Source organism: Pseudomonas sp. NFACC51 (assembly GCF_900103575.1).
Lineage (GTDB): Bacteria > Pseudomonadota > Gammaproteobacteria > Pseudomonadales > Pseudomonadaceae > Aquipseudomonas > Aquipseudomonas fluorescens_Q.
The window spans coordinates 82,127-103,862 of the sequence record NZ_FMXH01000007.1 but is presented as its reverse complement, the minus strand read 5'-3'; the positions used below and the strand labels follow the sequence as shown (position 1 = coordinate 103,862).

22 protein-coding genes and 1 pseudogene are annotated in these 21,736 nt (G+C 57.7%); 4 read left to right on the top strand and 19 right to left on the bottom strand.

Going from position 1 to position 21,736, the window contains the following annotated elements; genetic code table 11:
• Positions 1–22: 22 nt before the first annotated feature.
• The 10 genes and pseudogenes from BLT00_RS15665 to BLT00_RS15620 form a co-directional block, all read right to left on the bottom strand.
• Positions 23–805, bottom strand: a complete 783-nt coding sequence (locus BLT00_RS15665) for a phosphate/phosphite/phosphonate ABC transporter substrate-binding protein (RefSeq protein WP_092144437.1) — start codon at positions 803–805, stop codon at positions 23–25.
• A gap of 35 nt (positions 806–840) precedes the next feature.
• Entirely contained in the window at positions 841–2,169 is a 1,329-nt protein-coding gene (locus BLT00_RS15660; RefSeq protein WP_092144435.1) for an LLM class flavin-dependent oxidoreductase, read from the bottom strand.
• Between the two features lie 36 nt (positions 2,170–2,205).
• Positions 2,206–3,045: an ABC transporter substrate-binding protein gene (locus BLT00_RS15655; RefSeq protein WP_256572669.1), complete on the bottom strand. Its 840-nt coding sequence runs from the start codon at positions 3,043–3,045 to the stop codon at positions 2,206–2,208.
• A 115-nt stretch (positions 3,046–3,160) separates the two neighbouring features.
• Positions 3,161–3,844: an ABC transporter permease gene (locus BLT00_RS15650; protein ID WP_092144429.1), complete on the bottom strand. Its 684-nt coding sequence runs from the start codon at positions 3,842–3,844 to the stop codon at positions 3,161–3,163.
• Complete coding sequence (locus tag BLT00_RS15645; RefSeq protein ID WP_092144427.1) at positions 3,844–4,473, bottom strand: ABC transporter permease; 630 nt, start codon at positions 4,471–4,473, stop codon at positions 3,844–3,846. Before BLT00_RS15645 ends, BLT00_RS15650 begins: the two co-directional genes overlap by 1 nt.
• Positions 4,470–5,501 (bottom strand): ABC transporter ATP-binding protein, encoded by a 1,032-nt coding sequence (locus BLT00_RS15640; protein WP_092144425.1) that lies wholly within the window; start codon positions 5,499–5,501, stop codon positions 4,470–4,472. Before BLT00_RS15640 ends, BLT00_RS15645 begins: the two co-directional genes overlap by 4 nt.
• Before the next feature lie 30 nt (positions 5,502–5,531).
• On the bottom strand, positions 5,532–6,476 hold the full coding sequence (locus BLT00_RS15635) for a fatty acid desaturase (RefSeq protein ID WP_092144423.1): 945 nt from the start codon (positions 6,474–6,476) through the stop codon (positions 5,532–5,534).
• 129 nt (positions 6,477–6,605) lie between these two features.
• Positions 6,606–6,845, bottom strand: coding sequence for a hypothetical protein (locus tag BLT00_RS15630; RefSeq protein WP_092144421.1), 240 nt, complete (start codon positions 6,843–6,845; stop codon positions 6,606–6,608).
• Between the two features lie 263 nt (positions 6,846–7,108).
• Entirely contained in the window at positions 7,109–7,768 is a 660-nt protein-coding gene (locus BLT00_RS15625) for a dimethylsulfonioproprionate lyase family protein (RefSeq protein ID WP_092144419.1), read from the bottom strand.
• 173 nt (positions 7,769–7,941) lie between these two features.
• Positions 7,942–8,157 (bottom strand): annotated as a pseudogene (locus BLT00_RS15620) (glycine betaine ABC transporter substrate-binding protein); the annotation flags it as partial.
• Here BLT00_RS15620 and BLT00_RS15615 point away from each other — a divergent pair.
• From BLT00_RS15615 to BLT00_RS15605, 3 genes are all read left to right on the top strand, one after another.
• Positions 8,122–8,598, top strand: coding sequence for a glycosyltransferase family protein (locus tag BLT00_RS15615; protein WP_256572668.1), 477 nt, complete (start codon positions 8,122–8,124; stop codon positions 8,596–8,598). The pseudogene BLT00_RS15620 and the gene BLT00_RS15615 overlap by 36 nt on opposite strands.
• A gap of 60 nt (positions 8,599–8,658) precedes the next feature.
• Positions 8,659–8,922 carry a hypothetical protein gene (locus BLT00_RS15610; RefSeq protein ID WP_003203536.1) on the top strand — a complete coding sequence of 88 codons (264 nt, stop codon included), beginning with the start codon at positions 8,659–8,661 and terminating at the stop codon, positions 8,920–8,922.
• Positions 8,923–9,150: 228 nt separating this feature from the next.
• A complete protein-coding gene (locus BLT00_RS15605; RefSeq protein ID WP_092144417.1) occupies positions 9,151–11,172 on the top strand; it encodes a DKNYY domain-containing protein in 2,022 nt (673 codons plus the stop codon).
• Here the strand turns inward: BLT00_RS15605 and BLT00_RS15600 are convergent.
• On the bottom strand, positions 11,169–12,209 hold the full coding sequence (locus BLT00_RS15600; RefSeq protein WP_092144415.1) for a zinc-dependent alcohol dehydrogenase family protein: 1,041 nt from the start codon (positions 12,207–12,209) through the stop codon (positions 11,169–11,171). The genes BLT00_RS15605 and BLT00_RS15600 overlap by 4 nt on opposite strands.
• Before the next feature lie 412 nt (positions 12,210–12,621).
• Between BLT00_RS15600 and BLT00_RS15595 the strand changes: the two genes are divergently transcribed.
• Complete coding sequence (locus BLT00_RS15595) at positions 12,622–14,061, top strand: lactate dehydrogenase (RefSeq protein WP_092144413.1); 1,440 nt, start codon at positions 12,622–12,624, stop codon at positions 14,059–14,061.
• A 217-nt stretch (positions 14,062–14,278) separates the two neighbouring features.
• Here the strand turns inward: BLT00_RS15595 and BLT00_RS15590 are convergent, their stop codons facing one another.
• The 8 genes from BLT00_RS15590 to urtB all read right to left on the bottom strand — a co-directional run bounded on the left by BLT00_RS15590 (position 14,279) and on the right by urtB (position 21,700).
• Positions 14,279–15,322 (bottom strand): AAA family ATPase, encoded by a 1,044-nt coding sequence (locus tag BLT00_RS15590; protein WP_092144411.1) that lies wholly within the window; start codon positions 15,320–15,322, stop codon positions 14,279–14,281.
• 3 nt (positions 15,323–15,325) lie between these two features.
• A complete protein-coding gene (locus BLT00_RS15585) occupies positions 15,326–16,369 on the bottom strand; it encodes an aliphatic amidase (protein ID WP_092144409.1) in 1,044 nt (347 codons plus the stop codon).
• Positions 16,370–16,383: 14 nt separating this feature from the next.
• Positions 16,384–16,731 (bottom strand): FmdB family zinc ribbon protein, encoded by a 348-nt coding sequence (locus BLT00_RS15580; protein ID WP_082534334.1) that lies wholly within the window; start codon positions 16,729–16,731, stop codon positions 16,384–16,386.
• Between the two features lie 36 nt (positions 16,732–16,767).
• The gene (gene fmdA / locus BLT00_RS15575; protein WP_003203578.1) at positions 16,768–17,997 is read right to left on the bottom strand and encodes a formamidase; all 1,230 of its coding nucleotides are present in this window, start codon (positions 17,995–17,997) and stop codon (positions 16,768–16,770) included.
• Between the two features lie 132 nt (positions 17,998–18,129).
• Positions 18,130–18,819 (bottom strand): urea ABC transporter ATP-binding subunit UrtE, encoded by a 690-nt coding sequence (gene urtE, locus BLT00_RS15570; RefSeq protein ID WP_063320404.1) that lies wholly within the window; start codon positions 18,817–18,819, stop codon positions 18,130–18,132.
• A gap of 10 nt (positions 18,820–18,829) precedes the next feature.
• Positions 18,830–19,588 carry an urea ABC transporter ATP-binding protein UrtD gene (urtD, locus tag BLT00_RS15565; protein WP_092144407.1) on the bottom strand — a complete coding sequence of 253 codons (759 nt, stop codon included), beginning with the start codon at positions 19,586–19,588 and terminating at the stop codon, positions 18,830–18,832.
• A complete protein-coding gene (gene urtC / locus BLT00_RS15560; protein WP_092144405.1) occupies positions 19,585–20,772 on the bottom strand; it encodes an urea ABC transporter permease subunit UrtC in 1,188 nt (395 codons plus the stop codon). Before urtC ends, urtD begins: the two co-directional genes overlap by 4 nt.
• Positions 20,773–20,782: 10 nt before the next feature.
• Positions 20,783–21,700 (bottom strand): urea ABC transporter permease subunit UrtB, encoded by a 918-nt coding sequence (gene urtB / locus BLT00_RS15555; protein ID WP_170867292.1) that lies wholly within the window; start codon positions 21,698–21,700, stop codon positions 20,783–20,785.
• Between the last annotated feature and the right edge of the window lie 36 nt (positions 21,701–21,736).

Here is a 21,736-nt window from a genome sequence, read left to right as displayed (position 1 = left end):
CGAGCCAGGGACGGCTCGCCGCTCAGGATGATACAAACGAAAAACCGCGATTGGCCGCACTGCACTCATACTCCAGAAGACACTCATAGTCAGCCTCACTGGCCGGCAGCACTTCCCTGATCGCCAGGTCACGGGAAATCTCAGGAAGCTGGCTCAGGGCTTCGTTCATTGCGCGCCTGATAGAGTCCGCTTGCGTCGCCGTTCTACGAATCGACGTTATGTAGGGCAGGCAGGGACTGCGCACACTTCGCGCCAGGATCCTGAGGCCTTCGATCTCGTCACTGTTGTCTCTCGCCAGATAGTCGTAGGTGACACTGTCGATGGAAGCCAAATCGCCCTCGCCCTTTTTCAGTCTGCGCATGCTCTCCCTGTGGGATCCGGTGAAGGTGAGTTTCGAGAAAAAACCACCGTCGCTGATCCCCGCCAACGTGTGACGCAATAAATTCATTCCAGAGTTGGAATCCCGGGCGTTGATCAGTCCATGGCTGCCCTGCAAAGCCGCCAGATCAGTGACGGCCGAATCAGCTCTACAAAGCAGCAAACTGCAGTGGTCACCCCCCGAGCCATGAGCAAGCTCATAGCTCGGACGCCCAATCAGCCTCACCTTTCCCCGCAATGACGTGACCAATGGATAGCCGCAGGTCTGGGATAACAACAGATCGGGGGAAAGCCAATGGGACACGGGATCGACGATCTGCTTTCGCTCATGGCGCTCACCCAGAATCTCCAGAATGCGCTGGAGCCAGGCGTCCTGTGCCTGTAAAACCCTGGAGGGGGCGAGGTACATGGATAGATCGCTGGTCATATGAAATCCATTCAGAGGATGGTGACTGACGCTGATCACAGCAGGAAGCGGTTGGCAGGCGTCTTCAAACCCAAGCGATCCCTTAGGGTCCCGGGTTCGTATTCCTGGCGGAACACCCCTCTGGCTTGCAGCAGGGGCACCACGCCACGGGTGAATGTTTCGAAGTCCGTGGGCAAAAACGGAAACATGAGGTTGTAGCCATCGACGGCATTCGACTCGTATAACGCTGAAAGCTTCTCGGCAATATGCTCCGCCGTTCCGATCAGCAGCCAGGTACTGGAACTCTTGACCAACCGACGCCCTATTTCACGGATGGACAAGGTCGTGTCGTACTTCTTGAGCAAGGCCAGCTCGGTTCGAATGCCATCGAACTCAGACTCATCCGGCAAGGCGGGTAGCGGGCTGTCCGGCGATAGGCCTGTCAGATCAAGACGGGTGTAGCTGGAGACCAGATCAATCGCCACGGCATCGATAATGAGGCTGTCCTCCAGTTGCCGACGTCGCTCCTCCTCAGTCTCATCCTCCAGAACCACCGGAAGCACACCGGTAATGATTTTCAGATCACTGGAATGCCGGCCCTTCAACTCGAGTCGGCGATTCAAATCGGCCCTGTACGCCAGCCCCTCTTCGACCGTATCGATGAAACAGAAATGCACGTCCGCATGGGCGGCGGCCAGATCCTTGCCCGCGTCAGAAGACCCCGCCTGGGCAAGGACCGGGTGTCCTTGCGGTGGACGCGGCACGTTCAGCGGCCCACGCACGTTGAAATGTGCTCCTTCGTGATGGATCGGGTGAATCTTGGACGGGTCGGCAAAATCGCCGCTGTCCTTGTCAAACTCAAGGGCCCCCTCCTCCCAGGAGTCCCAAAGCTGCTTGACGACATGAATGAACTCCTCGGCCCGCCGATAACGATCGCCGTGCTTCGTCACGCCTGACAATCCGAAATTCGAAGCCTCTTCTTCCAACCAGGACGTCACGATATTCCAGCTGGCTCGCCCTGCGCTGAGGTAGTCCAGCGAAGCAAAATATCGCGCGAGGTTGAAGGGCTCGTTATAGGACGTTGAAGCGGTGCCCATGAGCCCGATGTGTTCGGTGACAGCCGCCAATGCGGACAAGAGCGTAATCGGTTCAAGGCGGGCGTTGGCATAATGCCTCAACCCACTGGCAACGGAGTCCCAGACCGCGACGTGGTCCGCGACAAACACCGCATCGAACTTCGCTGCCTCGGCCGCCTGCACCAGTTTCACGTAGTAACCCAGCGTCAATATTTCCTTGGTCGGTGATAGCGGGTGGCGCCAGGAAAAACGATGATCCCCTTGGGGATTAAAAAAGAACAAATTCAAAATCATGCTTTTATTGGACATAACGCCTCCGCGACCTTACCCACATCGCATTCATGTTCAGTTGGCCGCCTTGACGGTATTTTCAGCGACCCACTGCGCCGCGACTTTTGCGGGATCCTTGTGATCGATATCAACCAGGCGATTGAGTTGCTTGAGGTCGTCATCGGTCAGTTTTGCAGAGACTTCGTTGAGCACCTTGGTGACTTCTGGGGTTAGCAACGCCTTGCGTCCCAGTGGCGTAATGTTTTGCAGGGGCTGTTGGTGCTTGTCGTCCTCGAGCACTACCCAAGGTTCTTTCGCCAGGATGCCTTGCGTGGAGACCACCGTGGCGACGTCGATAGCGCCTGAGTTCAGCGCCAGCCGCGACAAGGGCCCGCCCATGTCCAGCGACTTGACGCTCTTGAAGTTGATACCGTAGACCGCCTTCAACCCGGGCAGGCCTAATGCAGCGGTGGTGACTTCGGGAGGCCCGCCCAGCGTGAGATCGCCAGAGACAGGCGCCAGGTCGGACAAGCTGTGCAAGTTGTACTTTTCTGCGGTTTTCCTGGTGACGGCCCAAGCGGTAATAGAGCCTGCGGCCGAAGGCTCAAGCAACTGGAGGCCCGCTGGCAACTTCTGTTGCAAGGCGCTGACGATCTCCTTTTGGCTGGTCAGGGCGGTCTTGTCGTCATAGAAACTCAACAGCGATCCTATGTATTCGGGCACAACGTCGATATCCCCGTTTTCCAGCGCCTTGGCGATGATCTGGCGGTTCCCCAGATTGAGCCGGGTCTTGACGTCTATCCCTTGATTTTTCAAAGCTGACGCATAGATGTTGGCGAGAATCGTCTGCTCGGAAAAATTGGCCCCGCCGATGGTGATGGACTGAGCACTGGCAAATGCGCTGCCCGCCAGCAAGCCTAACCCCAGCAACAATGAAACCGAGTGCGCTGAACGAGTCTTCGAACGTTGTTTGTTTTTCATTTGGATTTACACCTCTGCAGAATTAATACGCACTTTTAAATACCGCTGATCATGGAGCGCTCAGTTCAACATTCCCCGCTCGCCATTTTCGAACCATGAGTGTTTCGATCATTGAACAAACCCACTCGCTGACAATCGCAAGTGCCGACACCAGCAGTGCGCCGCCAATGATTTGAGGCGTATCATTTCGACCAAGCCCGTCAATGAGGAACCTGCCGAGCCCGCCGAACCCTGCGTAAGCGGCGATGGTGGCCGTGGCAATAAGTTGCACCAGGGCCGATCGGAATCCAGAAAAGATCAGCGGAAAAGCCAACGGTAATTCCAACTGAATAAACATCTGCCATCTGCGCATCCCCATCGATCTGGCAGCCTGCTTCAGCGATGAATCCACCTGATCGATGCCAACATAGGTATTGGTTAATATCGGCGGGATGCTCATGGTCACCAACGCGATAATCACCGTGCTGGTTTCATAGCCAATGAGCATGATTGCAAGTATCACAATACCCAGGGAAGGTAATGCCCGCCCAATATTGAACAGCCCTATCGCCACCTGCGCACCTTTACGGTAGTTGGCCAGGAGTACGCCGAGCGGCAACGCTATTGCGCAAGCAAGGGCCAGGCTCAAAGACACATAATAAATATGCTCTGCCAGCCGAGTCAGTATCCCGTCTTCTCCCAACCAGGTTTCAGGAAAAGAAAACCAAAGGTAGACATCTGCGATCCTATTCATTAGCGCACCCAAGGAACCAGCCATTGATCTATTGAATAAAACAGAAGATCAAAACAAAGCGCCAACATCACCGTCAGGACCAAACTGACCGCCACAGGCGTAGTGAAACTTTGAGCCAACCCGGTAATGAACAGCTGCCCTAATCCGCCTTGACCAATCAAGGCAGTAACAGTCACCAGCCCAACCAATGTCACCGAGGTCGTTCGCAGCCCTGCCAATAACGAAGGCAGCGCCAGTGGAAGTTCAACTCCGAGGAATCTCTGCATGCGCGTGTACCCTAGCGCACGGGCTTCTTCCAGCACGTCCGGGGGGTTACTCGCAAGGCCCGCCAAAGTGTTCTGTAACACAATCAGCAAGGCATACAGGCTCAAACCAATCACCGCCGTCGTCTTGGACAAACCGGTAAAAGGCATGATCAAAATGAACAGTGCCAGGGACGGAATGGTAAAGAGTATTCCGCAGACATAAATCATGGGCTGCGCCAAGCCTGGCTTCCACAACGTCAAGAGCACCATTGCGCCCGCTAACAACATTCCTATACACAGGCCCAAGGTCACCAGCTGAATATGATCAAACAACAGCTGGCCAATCTGCTGCCAGTTTTCAACGATCCAGGACCAGTCAATCATTGCGCACTTCCAAAGCGGCGCTCATTGAGTGCGCTGTGAAAGCTGGCAATCGACAGGCAACCTTCGTAACTGCCCGCCTCGTCCACTCGAACGACCACACCGAGCGGAGCCGTTAGAATTTTAACCAGTGCATGATGCAACGAGTCATTATTCGACACCGTGGTAAGTTCAGGAACCGGCACGTCCGATTCACTGACCCACTTCAGCGGATTGGATTTATCGTCCAGCAGAAGTTTGAATTGGCAATTGACTTCGTCCGCAGGGAGATCAGAAACCTTCATCAGCGAAAGTCTTTTTAACAGCGGATCCTTGCCGATGAAGTTCTTTACAAACTCGCTGGCAGGATGGGCAAGGATATTGTGAGGTGTATCGAACTGAGCAAGCTTTCCTTCACCCTCGAAGATGGCAATCCGGTCACCGATCTTGATGGCCTCTTCCATGTCATGGGTCACCAGGATAATGGTTTTATGCAAACGCCTTTGCAGCGCAACCAGTTCGTCCTGAAGTCGCTCGCGGATCACCGGATCCAGCGCGGCAAAGGGTTCGTCCATCAATACAACCGGTGGGTCCGAGGCCAATGCCCTCGCCAAGGCAACACGACTTTGCTGCCCGCCCGACAGTTGATTAGGGTACCTGCCAAGAAATTCCGGCTGAAGTCCGACCAGGGAAATGAGCTCGCTCACGCGCTGGCGGATCTTATGCTTGCTCCAACCCAAGAGCCGCGGAACTGCGCCAATATTTTCTGCAACGGTTTGATGAGGAAACAAGGCTGAGCTTTGCATCATGAAGCCGATGCCACGGCGAAGCGTAACGACGTCAAGCTCATCGGTCGCCACCCCATTGACACGGATGCGGCCACTGTCCTGAGTGTCCAGTCTATTGATCATGCGCAAAATGGTTGTTTTGCCACAGCCACTTGGCCCGACAAATACGCAGATCTCCCCCTCCCGGACATGAAGCGTCAAATCGCTCACGGCCATTCGCGGGCTGCCTTTATGAGTTTTCTTGATGGCTTCAAAACGTATCATTTTCCGACGCCCAGATTGGCTTGAGTATTTTTAGTGCCTGGCAGGATGGCGAGGACAATCCACGGGATTGATCAAATGCCTCTGCATTAACTGGAAGTAGCCACGAATGACATAGCCATTGTTTCGCGCGATCCATTGTTCACGCCTGGCTCTATACACCCGGGGCAAATAAAACCAGGGCAAACCGGGAAGATCGTGATGAACCAAGTGAAGATTGAGGTTCAGAAAGAGCCAACTCAAAAGCCCTGAGGATTCATTGATCACCGTACGGTGTTCCGGCAGCGTTGACGGCCGATGCTCGTAAAACGACCTGACCATTGAAATGGACAATGCTGGAAGTGCCACAAGCAAGAGGTATTGGAGTGCGCTGATGGCGCTGTACTGTTCAACCAATCCCAGCAACACCCCAACGCTCAGGAGATGAATGAGCCACATCCGCCAATTGCTTCGTTCCGAATGCAACAACCCTCCGAGCGCGGTACTTGCAAGGGTCATCAATGCCAACGGCGCGCCGATGATCAGGCGCCCGCCCAAGGTCTTGTTCACCCACAACAAGGCCTTCCTATAACGGGGTGATTGCACCCAGGACATGCGGGTGACGTAGCGACTTTCTGGATCTTGTCCAGGCACAGTCAGCACTTCATCGTTGTGATGGGCCAGATGCGTGTCCCGATAGATATCGTAGGGATACCACACGGCAAACGGCAGGAATCCCAAGGCTTTGTTCATCATGGGCCATCGGGTGGGATGACCGTGGATCAGTTCATGCTGAATCGACATCCAGAGCACGACCAGTGGAACCAACAGGACAATGCTGATGAGTTGGCCAAGTGCCTGCCCATGAAAAACAATAAATGCCCAGGCCAGATAAAAGCCGACCAGTAAAAGCCAGGTGGGCCATTCAGTCCGGCTGGTCAAGGTTCTGCCGAGCTTAACGATTTCGGCTCGATGAGCTTCATCCAAATAATTTGGCATGGTGGTAAGTCGCGATAGGCTGCGCTGAACAGACGCCCAATCACTCTCACTTCAAGCGACCACCCGGGACGGGTATTACCTGGAGATGACTGACTGACGTTACGGTATGGAAATGCCGACAGCGCTGCGTCACATGGCGTAGAGCAGAAACGCCAAGCCTTCGCTGATTGCACTGCAGGCTTCGCTGTTGGCCTGGCAAGGAAGCGGTTTGCCGGTCACGAATGGAACGGCAATGACAGTTTCAGGACTGATGCGGGTATTGCCGGAATGAGAAATCGCTCCGCAGACTTGGTCACAGGACAAAGCCTCGAGGCTGATTGGAAAGATTCGGACACCGGACATAGTCGTACCATCGATTAGGTTGAACATATCCGGCTGTCCGGTGGGAACAATCTAGCATGGTGACTAATACGGACAAGGAATATATTTAATTATGCTTATTCCTACATAGCATAAGATTAAACAGGTCACTTAGCCTTTCGCCTTGATCGCATACAGGCCACCGGCAATCACCATGCACGCCCTCATAACAGTCCATGGGTCAGTCCAGGCAAGTCAGAAAACGTGATGTCAGGAATACCCAGTAACGCACCATGACGAGCGGCGCGACGGTAGTCTTCGAACCCTTTGTCTCAAGCGCAGGGCTCATGAAGCAACCCCCACAGCGCCAGGAGTGGCGCTTGCGTTGATCTCATCGCATGGGTGCAGGAAGGAGGGTTGACGACAATGCCCCCTGCCCCGGGCGTCCACCAGCCTACGTCCTCGCGATACCAGTCGCCTGGGGATAGCACCAGATAGAACTCAGCCGGAGGATGCTGGTGGAACGGATAACAGGTTTCAGGCGCCATGAGGGCCAACCCCAGGGTCATGCCGGGACAGTCGAACAATCCCCCTGGACCGGTGACCATCCCATGGCGATGCCGCTCCACGAACCGATCGTCCTGGCCGGCCTGGGCCTGACGATTGATCCAGGGAACATGAGGCACCAGCGTGCTCAACGCCTCCAGCACCCCTGCCAGGTGATCGGGGGCTTTGGGCGCAGCGTCGAATGCCTGGGCCAAATAGGGCGCCAGGACTGCCGGTAACGCGCGAGGCGTTGCCGGCGGTTTCTTGAGCGTCCACTCGGCCGCGCCCAGGGCGGCGGCATGTGCTTGTGTCGCCTCGGATGTACCGTCCCCCAGGTGGTTCGAGAGGATTTCATGCAGCGATCGCCGAAGCCACTGCGCGCTGCGGGTGACGGCCGAATCCAACGACAAAGGCTCGTGACGGGTGATCATCGTTTTCAATCCCATTCCTGAGTCGGGCGCAGAAGAAGATGACAGGCTGCTCAACGTACCCCAGCGGCACTGGAAGCGGGCCCCCAGCATGTTCCAAGGGTAGCCCGAACGGAATCGATGACAGCCGACGCCCTTCACTTTGCGTCAAGGGCACCGAACTGCAAACACCTATCGGAAAACCGCGGCGATTACTGGCTGCCGGTCGCCGAGGCGGTCTGACTGCCAAACATCGCCTCGAAGCGAGGCTTGTTAGTGGCGTAGTACTCTGCAACGGCCTTGTCTGCCGAGCTGTCACGAGCGGTAGACATCAACTTCTCAAGGTCAGCCTTGGGGATCTTGAAGTTGGCGAAGAACCGGGCGACACCAGGATGCTCGGCACTGAAACCTTTGCGAGCGACCGCATGGAATCACTGCGTACCTCGGTGTTCCGGGACGTTGGCAGCGTCTATTTCGACAAGTACTACCTGAGCACCCAGATCCGGCTGATCGGCCCCCTTTTCACACCACCGCCTTGCGTATTGCCCGCCAACATCGAGCTGCTCCCCGAGTGCTCCCATGCCGGTGCAATCGCAGCCATGACAAGGTTTTCGGTGGGCTTGATCCCGTTCAAGCTCAACTACGAGTACCGCACCCTCGGCCTGCCCGTCATCTCCACCCGCTTCGGTGAAATGGCCCTGCGCGACCGAGAACCGGGGGTCTGGATCGTGGATGAAGGCACCGATCTGGGTAAAACCGCCACGGAAGCACTCGCCAGCCCAAGCGACCGCTCGACTGTTCATCAATTTCGTCAGGCGCACCGTTGGGCTCAGCGTTTTTCTGCGATCAATCTCAAAAACGGCCAATAACGGCCGATACCCAGGATAAGACCCCGCAACTGGGGCGCAGGACAGAACGGTAGGTCAGTCATGACAGAGATTTATTTGCTGATAGCGCACGGCACGGACCAGGGCGAAGCTTACGTTCTGGGCTGGTTCGATGACCGGAGCAAAGCCCGGGAAGTGGCCGAGCAGAAAGAATGGGAAGCGTACCGCGCCAGCCTGAAGGAGAAACATCCATGGTCCAGCCACAAACCGCTGGCGCCGGACCAGACGGACTATCGCCGCTACTGGATCAAGACCATTTCAAAATTCGAGCATGTGCCGGTGCCAAGGTCCTTTGCGGTTCATTGATCACCACGCATGAATATTCAACGAAACGAGCGTTATCGGTGGCGGTCTAGACGAATAAGCCCATCCGATGAGAGCGTTCTTATGTTGAAATTCCTTGGCGGTACCGTAGGTATCATTTTCCTGATTGGCCTGATCGTGGTGATTGCGCTGTTCAAGTTCATTTTTTGAGCGTGGCGGCGGCGATCTTTGACTTGGTGTCCCACCTACCTGGAGAGCAGATCGCAATAAATGACAATCACAGGGACGGATAAGGCTGACTGGGAACCGCTGAACCTTGAATGGCATCAAGGCTTCGCTTTCATGGACGGTGTGCTGCTGGGCGACGGGCAAGTGCCTGATGTGTACATCATGCTCAACCCTCAAGGCGCACGACCCGGCGAGTTGGCACAATGGGCCAGCGCTGGGCACTATCCGCCCTCACCCTTGCTGGTCGGTCAGCCGGTTTGGCGGCATCGACGCAACCCTTGGGTCTTGCGCGACGCCCTGCGTGATTACTACCTGCTTCCGGCCTACCGGGAGCGCCACGGCTACCACCCGCTGCAGCCCTTGCCGTTTCGGTTCGACAAGGGCCTGGAAAGCCTCGGCCACCAGTACTGGCGTGACGCAACCGGCGCCTATTGGTTCGGCGAGTACGCGATCACCCAAATTCCCGAGGCACGCCCCGACAGCCTGGCCCTGTTGGCATCGTCCCCGGCCTCGGTGACTTCAGCGTCCGCGCTGTTCTGCGACGGCGTGCATCTTTTTTTGCAGGGGCACATTATCGCCAGCGCCACGGCGCGGGTGCGGTATTGCAACCACTCGTCCTATCGAGTGATCGACGATCAAGTCTATAGGGGCTTCAAGCCACTGCACCAGAAGGACGGCACGCCGCTGCCGGTCGCCAACCCGGACAACTTCCAGATGCTCGCCCAACGCTGGGGCACCGATGGGCAGTCGATCATCGTGCAAGCGCAGCAAGGTTCGAGCATTTCCTATGAGTACTTCTACCGCATCGACAATGCCGACCTGGCGACCTTCACCGTGCTTAACGAACGCTACGCCAAGGACAAGCAACGCGCCTATTACCTGACCGGAAAAACCATTCGCTACGTGGGCGACTTCCACCTGCTCCAGTGCTGGCAGCCAGCGTTCGATGACGGCGGTCGCGTGGTCAGCGCCAGCGAATACGAGGATGAGTATTTTGCCGTGGACGACCAGTACGTCTACGCCGCCGGGACCCGCCTTCGCGATGCCCATGGCCCGAGTTTTCGTCATTTGGGGTTCGATTATTACCGTGATCACCAACACGTCTACAGGCGCCAGAAACGCCTCGATGTCGACGTGGAAAGCTTCGTCGTGACCCGGCCCTGTCGTAATGACCAGGATTACTCGCCCGTGCTGGCAGGTGACAAACACGGCCCGCTGGGCTCTGGCGGCATCATCGATGCGGCCATGCAAGAGGCGTGGGCACCTTACTTCGAAGCCCATCCGCAGTTGGAAGGGTATTGGTGGCACCGCTTGCAGGCACGGCCTGAAGCCGCACAAACGCACACGGAAACGCTGCCGCTACAGGCCATCGGTCTCGGTTTTGAGCTAGGCGACCAGGTGTATTTCCATGGACGCGTGCTCAACGGGCTGGACGCAGCGAGTTTCAAATTGCTGGACACGCATCTGTGCGGCGATGCCAACGGCTTGTATCTGATCCCATTCCATAACGCCGACACGGAGGTACCCGAACGTTTTTCCCCGGAAGCGGCGGAACATTTTCGCTCACTCGGCCCACCCTACCTGACCGACGGCAAGACCGTGTTCTGCCACCGGATTTTTTACCATCCCCCGGAACCGATTCGTAAGGCACAAGCGGCCTCTTTCGAATCCTGCGGGCATGGCTGGGCCAAGGATCAGGACACGGTGTATTACTACGGCGAGGCGAAAAAGCGGCTACACCCCTCGGACACCCGCATTCTCGGCACCTATGCCATCAGCCCTACCCTGATTCTCTCGGAAGGCAAGCCGCTGGACGTGGCGTTCGATCCCGATGAGGTCCACGTGCCCCACCCTGACTTTTTGCTGTTGGGCACGCGCAAATTGTTCTGTCATCGACGCCCACTGAGCGCCAAGCGGATCGACCTGGCCACCCTCGAATTTCTGAATGACCGCTACGCCCGTGACAGGCATCGGTTCTACCATTACGACGGTTATGCGACGCTGAGCGAGGTCGATGAAACGCAGTATCGGGAATCGCTCGGCCAGCCGACGGCAAGCGTTTAGAACTGCGTCACAACCGTAACGCCTGCGGTGTCAAACCGGTCCATGTTCATGAGCGCATCAATCGATTGCTCAAGGCTGATGGTCTTGCCCACCAGTTTTTCAGGCGCCAGCTTGCCGGACGTAATCATGTCCATCATCGCGCCGTAACGGTGAGCCTGCATGCCATGGCTGCCACAGATCTCCAGCTCGTAGGCAATGACCTTGCTCATGGGGATTGCCGGCGTGCTGTGGTCCGCCAGCATCAAACCGACCTGGACATGCCTGCCGCGCCGCCTCAGATTATTGATGGAGTTGAAGCAGGTCGTTGGATGACCCAGGGCATCCAGCGAAACGTGAGCGCCGCCCTTCGTAATCTCGAGTACCGCCTCGGTGACATCCGTCACCCGGCTTGCGTTGACCGTCGCGACGGCACCAAGCGACTGGGCAAGCTTGAGCTTATCGTCGCAGATATCGATGGCGATGACGTTCGCCCCGATAGCGTGGGCGATCATCACCGCGGACAGCCCCACGCCACCACAGCCATGAACCGCCACCCACTGCCCCGCCGAGACCCTGCCTTGATCGACAACCGCGCGGAACGAGGTGACGAAACGACAGCCCAGGCTCGCCGCCGTGGCGAAGTCCATGTTTTCCGGCAACGCAACCAGGTTCAAATCCGCCTTGTGAATCCCCACATACTCGGCGAAAGAGCCCCAATGGGTGAAACCCGGCTGAAACTGGCTGTGGCACACCTGCTGGTTGCCGCTATTGCATTCCGGACACGCGCCGCAGCCGCCGACAAAAGGCACGGTGATACGATCGCCCACCTTCCATCTTGTGACATCTTTACCGACCTCAGTCACGATCCCTGCCAATTCGTGACCGGGCACATGGGGCAGTCGAATGTCAGGGTCGTGACCTTTCCAACCATGCCAGTCGCTTCGGCAGACGCCCGTGCCAAGGACCTGAACCACCACACCGTGACGCTCGGGGGTCGGGTCTTCGACGGTCATCAAACGCGGAGGTTGGGAAAAGGCTTCGTAAACTACGGCTTTCATGAGGATCCCTCTACTTTAGAAAAGCGCTATACCTGAAACCGACAAACGGCCTGGGCTCAATTTACTATCAGATGGCTTGATCACGCAGCATTGAACCGTCCCTGCCTGACGCTCCCATGAAAAACCAATCCGTTCAGATTGAGCTGTGTCGTTCCGGCATTCGCCGACGGATCATAGCTCTCTGCCACCTATTTCAACGTCCACGCTTTCAATCGGACGGTGTATTCACTACATTGAGCGTAACTCTGCCCACTCGACACGGACTGTCATGACTACCCTATCCCCGATCAGCCCTGCCATTCCCATCCAGATCCCGACTCGCTCTGCCGTCGCGGCATCGCCTGCAACAGTGATAGAGAGCGCTGATGTCTCGGCGGCTCGACCAGCGGCAATCGTCAGCCTGGGCAACCCCGTGGCCGATGTCGAATCACAGACCTATTCCCGACTCGGGCAACTGCCCGGCCAGGAGATTGTTCGTGTCTGGGAAAAGACCAGTCAGGATGCCGTCACTCGCGTCATGGGAACCAACCCCAGATCGCTGTCGATAGCCAACCGTTTCCACGGCCTGGGCGCAGCCTTGGTGGAGCAGTTCGCCAGGAGTGGTTCGAGCATTTCCCAGTCAGTGCTCCATACCACCACGGACGGGGCTCACAACGCCGCCGAGATAAAATCCGAACAGACACTGCTGCACAATAAAGCCGACAACCTGATCACCCTCAGCATCAAGACCGCCAGTGGCAAGACGGTTACCTTCAGCCTGACCAGCCAGGACGATGGACTTGGCGTTCAGGCTACGGTGGACGGCGACCCGCTGAGCGAGGACGAACTCAAGGCGATTGGCGTTCTGGGCAGCGCCTTTCAAGCGGCTGTCGACGGGCTGACCGCCGAGCCGCCCAAGCTCGACCTGAGCAAGCTGACGCAGTTCGACTCCAGCGTATTGGCATCCATTGACCTGAACGCCAAGCTCAAGGGCGTGGACGGTGAGGACCTGATCCTTGCCTACCGCGCCGACAGCCAGAGCCGCACCACGCAAATGAGTGGTCCAGATGGCGAATTGAACCTGAGCATGGATCTGAAAAACAGCACAATCCTGGGTGATGCCAAGCAACAGACCAGCGCCCTGAACAGCTACCTCGCCCAGTTTGACCGGGTGCAGAAGCGCGGCAGCGCCAAGGCCGCCCTGATGGAGATGTTCAAGGACGCCTTCAGCGCCATGAACAGCCACTATCCACAGGGCGTTACCCCGTCACAGCCACTGACCCGTAACGCGACGGACAAAGGCCTGCTGACTGGACTGGCAGACTTCGAGGCGTCCATCAAACAAACCAACAACGCGTCCAACCCGATGCGCCCGTCCGAAGTCGATAGCTTTGCTTATACCCTGTCGCAAAAAACTGTCGTTGCAGGTTCCATAATGAGCAATCGCAGCGTTGATCAAGTCCAGCAATCGAGTTTATCGGCCAGTTACCACAAGAGTCTGAAGGGCGGGAAAGCACCCGTGCTAGGCACAACGACCGACTCGCAGAACTATCTCTACGTACAAGTGCACGACGAGGCCCGCAGCTCGGCCAGCCTCGCCTACAAGGATGGCCGACTGAGCAAAGCCACCGTCACGCAAAGCGCCAGCCAGGACACACGGACACAGAAGTACGTCATCGGCAAAATGGTTGAAGAGACAGTGGTGCCGAAGGAACTTTCAACTAGCCGCAGCCACTTGGCATTGCTGGAATACGCCGCCAAGGAAAGCAAGAAATCCAAGGATGCGCAGGAACAATCCTTATTGAAGGAAGCGCTCGCCACCCTCCACAGTTCGGTGATGTTGCAGGAAAATCCTTCGGCGCTGGCGCGTTGACACGCTGGGGAATGCGCATCATCACCCAGCGTAGTGCGACAGCGATTCCCTAGGCCATAGCGTCAGCTTGATGCGTTGTAGAACTACCAGAAGAAAACGGCCAAAAGTTTGCACCGGCTGAATCCTCGACTGCTGAACTCGGCAACGAGACACTGAATGCTGGTCAGGATCGCCGGTAAGCGGGGTATCACGGCGGACCTCAATCCGGTGTCGTCTCTTACGCCAATGGAACAACCGTGAGCCTGTTTGATTCGACCGTCGCAGCCATCTGCATTGCCTGCGGATAAGCCAGCAAACACTCAGCGATGGCAGGCTCCAGCTCAACCCGCACTCGCCTTGTCAGGGCCCGAGCACCGAAGCGTGGGTCATGCTTTTGGCACAGCCAGTCGCTTGCCGCAACGTCCAGGACCAGCGTACGGCGATGCTGACCGAGACGTTGGTTGAGTTTGTTCAGTTCGATCTGCAACAACGCTTCCAGCCATTGGGTTTCGATGCGTTGGAAAACCAGGATGCGATCAATACGGTTTAGAAACTCCGGTTCGAACCACGCGTGCAACGCCAGCTCCAACATAGCCTGCTCACCTTGTGGGGCGATGCCGAGCCAGCGCCGCCAACCGCGTGAAAAACGTTCCCTGTAGGTGGTCGCTTGCCGGGCTCCAATGTTGCTGGTCATGAAGATCAGGCTATTGCGAAAATCCAGTGTTCGGCTACCGCCCGCCAAGGTCAGTTGGCCGTTCTCAAGAATGCCCAGCAAACTGCGCACCACTTCCTTGCTGGCCTTTTCCAGCTCATCGAACAGCACGATGCCTGGGCGACTGTAGGTGCCTTGAATCAATTCGCTATTGAACAGACTGACGCCCTCTTTACTCCCCACATAACCAGGTGGCGCTCCGGTGAGCGCCGCCGAGTAATGCTCCTGGGCCAAGGTGTGCATGTCGATGCGACAAAAAGCATCGGCGCGACCGTGTATGGCCAGTGCCAGCAGACGTACGATTTCGGTCTTGCCGACACCGGTCGGCCCCATGAACAGGTTCACCGTCAACGGTCGCTCACGTTCACCAATATCGACCTTAACCACGTTTAGCAACGCCTCGACCGCGCGCATGGCGTGTTCTTGGCCGACAATTCGACTGCGCAACAACGCCATGACTTGGGCGGGATTGAAGGCGAAGCGTGAGGTCAACAACTCTGCTGCCGGTGATGCGCTGGTCAGGCCAGGCTGGGGGTGGTTTGGGTCGATGCGATCATTCACCAAAGGCATGGTTTAGCCTGCGTGTTTTTCTTTACCGTCGTGGGGAAGCTCTCCCACCGGGCAATGAGCCACGCCGACGGTGCTACGGGTCAGTTTTTCGACGTTTTCCCGGGCTTTCTGCGCGTCCAGTACCCAGGTGCGGTAAAAGTCGAACGGGCAGTCAGCCACTCCCTTGTCGCCGTCCCCGGAGTGATAGACCCCGGTGTAACCGCGATGCAGCAGCTTGAACAAATGATTCTGTGATTGGTCGTTCGCTCGCGCATCGCGGATTTGCGAAACGGATAATTGTGCGTACTGAATGCCCATTTCCTCTTCACCGCATTCGCCCAGGGTGCGACCGTCGAAGCCAATAATCGCCGAGTGACCAAAGTAGGAATAAACCCCATCGAAGCCGGCCGCATTGGCCACTGCCACATAGCAATTATTGGCCCAGGCCATGCTTTTGGACATCATCACCTGCTGCTCTTTGGCCGGGTACATATAGCCCTGGCAACGGACGATCAACTCCGCTCCTTTCATTGCACAGTCGCGCCAGATCTCCGGGTAGTTGCCGTCATCACAAATGATCAAGCTGATTTGCAGGCCCTTGGGACCCTCGCAGACATAGGTCCGATCACCCGGATACCACCCTTCTATGGGGCACCAGGGAATGCACTTGCGGTACTTCTGGACGATTTCGCCCTGGTTATTGATCAACACCAACGTGTTGTACGGGGCTTTGTGGGGATGTTCCTCATGCCGCTCACCGGTCAGTGAAAACACCCCCCACGTGTCAGCCGCACGGCACGCGGCGGAAAAGATCGCAGTCTCTTCGCCTGGAATACTGGCGGCAGTCGCCATCATCTCATCGTGGTCGTACATGATGCCCATGGTGCTGTATTCAGGAAACACCACCAGGTCCATGCCGGGGAGACCGCTTTTCATCCCCGTGATGATGTCGGCAATCTTGCGGGCGTTTTCAATGACCTCGGCTTTTGTATGCAGCCGCGGCATTTTGTAATTGACGACCGCGACACCCACGGTGTCCGGGCTGCTGGAAATATCACCATGACGCATGAGATTTACCTCTGTTAATGACTGATCATCCAAGGTCTGGAGCCGGTTTTACGCTTGAGCCCCTGTGGATTTTCTTTGGTCGGGGCCAGCGGTTTGCTCGGTGCGCAACAACTGCACCCACTGGGATGACGACGGTTCTGCTGGTACTCGCCAAGCGTCTGCGGCGCGTGGGCACTTCGCTCGTTGGTCGCCATGGCCTGGCGTTGACTGCTCGACAACGTCGTCAGTGCCGGCGCAGACAACAGCAACCGCCCTCCCGGGCCCGCGCAAGACGGGCACTGGCACGACTCGTGCCGTTGGGCCATGGGCCGCAACATTGTGAAAGAACCACAGGTTTGGCATTCGTACTCATAGGTCGGCATGGCGCTCTCCAGACATTGATCGAGCTCGGGCGTGTCTCACAGGTCCGGGGCAATCGGCAGATCGATACTGCCGTCGAGGTGTTTGATGGGACCGTTGGCGTTGGGGTTGATGTCGAACTCGAAGATTTCGGTGGGTAACCAGAGGGTCGCGCAGGCGTTGGGGATATCGACCACGCCGCTGATATGCCCTTGCACCGGCGCAGAACCCAACAGGGCATAGCCTTGGGCGGGGGAATAACCAAACTTGGTCAGGTAGTTGATCGCATTCAGGCAGGCCTGGCGATAGGCGATATTCACGTCCAGGTAGTGCTGTTTGCCGGCTTCATCCACCGAGATACCTTCGAAGATCAGGTAGTTCTGGTAGGTCGGGATGATCGGGCTGGGCTTGAACACTGGGTTCTTGATCCCGTACTTGGCCATGCCGCCCTTGATCAGCTCGACTTTCATATGAACCCAGCCGGCCATCTCGATAGCACCGCAAAAGGTGATCTCGCCGTCGCCCTGACTGAAGTGCAGATCCCCCACCGACAACCCGGCGCCTTTGACGTAGACCGGGAAGAAAATCTTCGAGCCCCGGGACAAGTCCTTGATATCGCAGTTACCACCATGTTCACGCGGTGGCACGGTACGCGCGCCCGTGGCCGCGGCATCATCCCGGGCCTGGCCCTTGAGCTTGCCCATGTGTGCGGTGGCGGCCAGCGGCGCGTTGGCCAGGGGCGGCACGCGGGTCGGGTGGGTGTCGATCAGTTCCTGCTCACGGCGGTTCCAGTCGCCGAGCATTACCGGGTCGGGCAGGCAACCGATCAATCCGGGGTGGATCAGGCCGGCGAAGTTGACCCCGGGAATGTGCCGCGAACTGGTAAACATGCCTTTGAAATCCCAGATGGCTTTCTGTGCGCTGGGAAAGTGATCCGTGAGGAATCCGCCACCGTTCTGCCGCGAGAAGAAGCCGTTGAAGCCCCACATCGATTCGGCCTTGGCGCCGATGTCCAGCAGGTCGACCACCAGCAGATCTCCCGGCTCGGCGCCATGCACGCCCACTGGACCGGACAGGTAGTGCACGGTGGACAAGTCGACGTCACGCACATCCGAGGCGTCGTCGTTGTTCTTGATCGCGCCAGCGGTCCAGTCGTAGGTCTCAAGAATAAAGTCATCCCCCGGCTTGACCCAGCAGGCCATGGGAATGTCCGGATGCCAGCGGTTGTGGATCTGTTCGTTCTCGGTGGCGGGCTGGTTGAGGTCGACTTTGATCAAGGTATCGGTCATGGCGAAGCTCCTGAACATTAGGGATGTACCGCGTTGGAACCAGTCTCGAATGGCGGCACGAATCGGCCAATACGTTGGATGACGTACCCCTTTGAGCTGGTTTGCCAGCTGCTACAAGGGGGGCGATCGCGCCTACACGCAGAGGTAGCGACTGATGGTGGATTCGTCGACCTTGTCCCGGGTCTCCTCGATCACGAAGCGACCCTTCTCGATCACCAGGAAGCGGTCGGCGATTTCCAGGGTGAATGACAGCACCTGCTCGGAGACCACAATGGTCAGGTCGCGCAGGTGACGGATCTCTTTCAAAGTGCGGGCGATGTCCTTGATGATCGATGGCTGGATGCCCTCGGTGGGTTCATCGAGCAACAACACCTTGGGATTGGTCGCCAGTGCCCGGGCAATCGCCAGTTGTTGCTGCTGCCCGCCCGAAAGGTTGCCACCCTTGCGCGAGCGCATGTCGTGGAGCACCGGAAACAACGCATAGAGGTCTTCGGGCACCTGGCCCCGGGCCGATGCCGGCAGGCCGGTCTGTATGTTTTCCAACACCGTCATGCTAGGGAAAATCATCCGCCCCTGAGGCACATAGGCGATGCCGTGCTCCACCCGCTCGTGGGTTTCCAGGTTCGAGACTTCCTGACCATCGACGCTGACCTGCCCCCGCCACTGCGGAAGGATGCCCATCAAGCTCTTGAACAGCGTGGTCTTGCCCATGCCGTTGCGTCCCATCACGGCGACGATTTCGCGTTTGGCCACGGCCAGGTCGAGGTCGTGAAGGATCTGGCTCTGGCCGTAACCACAGGACAGCTTGTCTACGTTGAACATGCCTGCTTCCTCAATGGCCTAAATAGACTTCGATGACTTTCGGGTTGCTCTGCACCGACTCCATGCTGCCCTCGGCCAGGACCTTGCCCTGATGCAGCACCGTGACCTTATGGGCGATGCTCTTGACGAATTCCATGTCGTGTTCGATCACCAGCACCGAGCGGCCCTGGCTGATGCGCTTGAGCAGTTCCGCAGTCTGTACGCGCTCGTTGACGCTCATCCCTGCGACCGGTTCATCGAGCATCAACAGGTCAGGGTCCTGCATCAGCAGCATGCCGATCTCCAGCCACTGCTTCTGGCCGTGGGACAGCAGGTCGGCCTGTTGCTGCAACAGCTCGCCGAGAAAGATCTCCCGCGCCACCTCTTCAACCCGGGCAATCACTGCGGCACTGCGTTTGAAGAACAACGCGCCAAACACCTTGCGCCCCGCCGGGTAGGACATCTCCAGGTTCTCGAACACCGTGAGGTTTTCGTAGATCGACGGGTTCTGGAATTTGCGCCCGACACCGGCACGGACGATGTTGTACTCGCGCATCCTGGTCAGTTCCTTTCCATCGAACTGGATGCTGCCGCTGGTGGCGCGGGTCTTGCCGCAGATCAGGTCGAGCACCGTGGTCTTGCCTGCGCCGTTGGGCCCGATCACCACCCGCACTTCATTGCGGTCGATGTACAGGTTGAGGTTGTCCACGGCCTTGAAACCGTCGAAGGACACCGTCAGCCCCTCGATAACCAGCACCGGCTTGTTCATCTGAAAACCTACGGCGGTCATGGTTGCGTCTCCAGCGAAGGGCGTTCAGAAGCAGGGGTCGGCGGTGCAGTGCGCGACGTCTCCGGCAGGGGCGCGGCAACGGCAGCTTGCTGCGGGGTACGCCGCAATAAACGGCCAAGGGTCTGGCGGCCATGGCTGTCCCAAAGTCCGGCCAAACCATTGGGGAAGTACATGACCACGGCAATGAACAGCCCGCCCATCAGGTACAGCCACAATTCGGGGAAGGACTCGGAGAAATAGGTCTTGCCGTAGTTCACCAGCAAGGCCCCATACACCGCGCCGAGCAGCGACATGCGCCCGCCGACAGCGGCAAAGATCACCATCTCGATGGATGGCACGATGCCGACGAACGAAGGCGACATGAAGCCCACCAGCAAGGCGAACATGGCGCCGCCTATGGCCGAGAAGGCAGCGGCGATGCAGAACACGAAAATCTTGAAACTGGCCACGTCATAACCGGAGAAGCGCACCCGCTCCTCTTTATCGCGCATCGCCATCAGCAGCCGCCCGAGCTTCGACGCAAGGACGAAACGGCCGATGAAAATGCAGCCGAACAACAAGGCCGCGTTGATGAAGTACAGCAGCAGCTTGGCGCTGTCACTGCGCAGGTCCCAGCCGAGCAGCGTCTTGAGATCGGTGATGCCGTTGACTCCGCCGGTCAGGCCCTGCTGGCCGACGATCAGCACCGTGAGAATCAGCGCGATGGCCTGGCTGACGATAGAGAAATAAACATCCCCCACCCGCCGCTTGAACAGCGCCATGCCAATGATGAAGGCCAGCCCTACCGGCACCAGGATCACCGCCAACAGGGTGAAGCTGAAACTGTGGAACGGTACCCAGAGCCACGGCAGTTCGGTGATCTGGTTCCAGTCCATGAAATCCGGAATGCCCGGCGTCGACTGGATTTTGGTGCTCTGCGGGTCGGAGGCTTCGAGCTTGAGAAACATCGCCATGCAGTAGCCGCCGACGCCGAAGAACACCCCTTGCCCGAGGCTGAGAATGCCGCCATAGCCCCAACACAGCACCAGGCCGACAGCGACGAAGGCATAGGTCAGGTACTTGCCCACCATGTTCAGGCGAAAGGCATCCAGGGTCAGCGGGAAGACCACGAGAATCAGCAGCGCCAACAGGGCCACGCCCAACAGGTTATGCTTGCCCGCCAGCATCTTGTCTAAAAGCTTCATTGGCTCGCCTCTACTTGCGCACTTTGATGGAGAACAACCCTTGAGGGCGCAACATCAGGATCAGAATCACCCCGGACAAGGTCAGCACCTTGGCCATCGAACCACTGAGGAAGAACTCCGAGATCGATTGGGTCTGGGCAATGACGAACGCCGACGCAATAGTGCCGAACAGGCTTTGTGCGCCGCCGAAGACCACCACCAGGAAGGTGTCGACTATGTACTGCGAGCCCGCGGTGGGCCCGGTGGAGCCAATGGTGGTAAAGGCCGCGCCGGCCACCCCCGCGACACCACAACCGAGGGCAAAGGTCATGCGGTCGACCTTGCGCGTGTTGATGCCCACGGCACGGCTCATCAGCCGGTTTTGCACCGTGGCCCGCACTTGCAGGCCCCAGCGTGAGCGGTAGAGCAAGAGAAAAATGGCCGCGGTGAGCAGCAGGGTCAGGGCCATCATGAACAGACCGTTGCGCGGGATCTCGATGGACTCGGTGAAGTTGAACGAACCCATCAGCCACTCCGGCGGCGTGGCGCTGACTTCACGGGCGCCGAACACCGAACGGAAGGTCTGCTGCATCACTAGGGACAGCCCCCAGGTCGCCAGCAATGTGTCCAACGGACGCTTGTAGAGCCGACTGATCATCGCCCACTCCACCAGCCAGCCGATGGCCCCGGCCACCAGAAACGACAGGGCGATGGCGAGGAAAAAATAATAGGGTTGAAACCACGGAGCGAAATGACTGGTCAGGCTCGAACAGACATAGGTGGTGTAGGCGCCGATCGTGAGGAACTCGCCGTGGGCCATGTTGATGACCCCCATCTGGCCGAAAATGATCGCCAGCCCCAATGCCATCAACAGCAGCACACAGAACACGGACAAGCCGTTGAACCCCTGCATCGCCGCGATGGCACCAAATTCCGATAGCCATTCCATGATGATGGACTCCTGCTTGGAGGGAGGATGTGGAAA

Coding starts and splice junctions, on each gene's coding strand:
- BLT00_RS15665 (WP_092144437.1), bottom strand. CDS start 805: ATGACCAGCGATCTATCCATGTACCTCGCCCCCTCCAGGGTTTTACAG.
- BLT00_RS15660 (WP_092144435.1), bottom strand. CDS start 2,169: ATGTCCAATAAAAGCATGATTTTGAATTTGTTCTTTTTTAATCCCCAA.
- BLT00_RS15650 (WP_092144429.1), bottom strand. CDS start 3,844: ATGAATAGGATCGCAGATGTCTACCTTTGGTTTTCTTTTCCTGAAACC.
- BLT00_RS15645 (WP_092144427.1), bottom strand. CDS start 4,473: ATGATTGACTGGTCCTGGATCGTTGAAAACTGGCAGCAGATTGGCCAG.
- BLT00_RS15640 (WP_092144425.1), bottom strand. CDS start 5,501: ATGATACGTTTTGAAGCCATCAAGAAAACTCATAAAGGCAGCCCGCGA.
- BLT00_RS15635 (WP_092144423.1), bottom strand. CDS start 6,476: ATGCCAAATTATTTGGATGAAGCTCATCGAGCCGAAATCGTTAAGCTC.
- BLT00_RS15630 (WP_092144421.1), bottom strand. CDS start 6,845: ATGTTCAACCTAATCGATGGTACGACTATGTCCGGTGTCCGAATCTTT.
- BLT00_RS15625 (WP_092144419.1), bottom strand. CDS start 7,768: ATGGGATTGAAAACGATGATCACCCGTCACGAGCCTTTGTCGTTGGAT.
- BLT00_RS15615 (WP_256572668.1), top strand. CDS start 8,122: ATGCTCGGCACTGAAACCTTTGCGAGCGACCGCATGGAATCACTGCGT.
- BLT00_RS15610 (WP_003203536.1), top strand. CDS start 8,659: ATGACAGAGATTTATTTGCTGATAGCGCACGGCACGGACCAGGGCGAA.
- BLT00_RS15605 (WP_092144417.1), top strand. CDS start 9,151: ATGACAATCACAGGGACGGATAAGGCTGACTGGGAACCGCTGAACCTT.
- BLT00_RS15600 (WP_092144415.1), bottom strand. CDS start 12,209: ATGAAAGCCGTAGTTTACGAAGCCTTTTCCCAACCTCCGCGTTTGATG.
- BLT00_RS15590 (WP_092144411.1), bottom strand. CDS start 15,322: ATGCCTTTGGTGAATGATCGCATCGACCCAAACCACCCCCAGCCTGGC.
- BLT00_RS15585 (WP_092144409.1), bottom strand. CDS start 16,369: ATGCGTCATGGTGATATTTCCAGCAGCCCGGACACCGTGGGTGTCGCG.
- BLT00_RS15580 (WP_082534334.1), bottom strand. CDS start 16,731: ATGCCGACCTATGAGTACGAATGCCAAACCTGTGGTTCTTTCACAATG.
- fmdA (WP_003203578.1), bottom strand. CDS start 17,997: ATGACCGATACCTTGATCAAAGTCGACCTCAACCAGCCCGCCACCGAG.
- urtE (WP_063320404.1), bottom strand. CDS start 18,819: ATGTTCAACGTAGACAAGCTGTCCTGTGGTTACGGCCAGAGCCAGATC.
- urtD (WP_092144407.1), bottom strand. CDS start 19,588: ATGACCGCCGTAGGTTTTCAGATGAACAAGCCGGTGCTGGTTATCGAG.
- urtC (WP_092144405.1), bottom strand. CDS start 20,772: ATGAAGCTTTTAGACAAGATGCTGGCGGGCAAGCATAACCTGTTGGGC.
- urtB (WP_170867292.1), bottom strand. CDS start 21,700: ATGGAATGGCTATCGGAATTTGGTGCCATCGCGGCGATGCAGGGGTTC.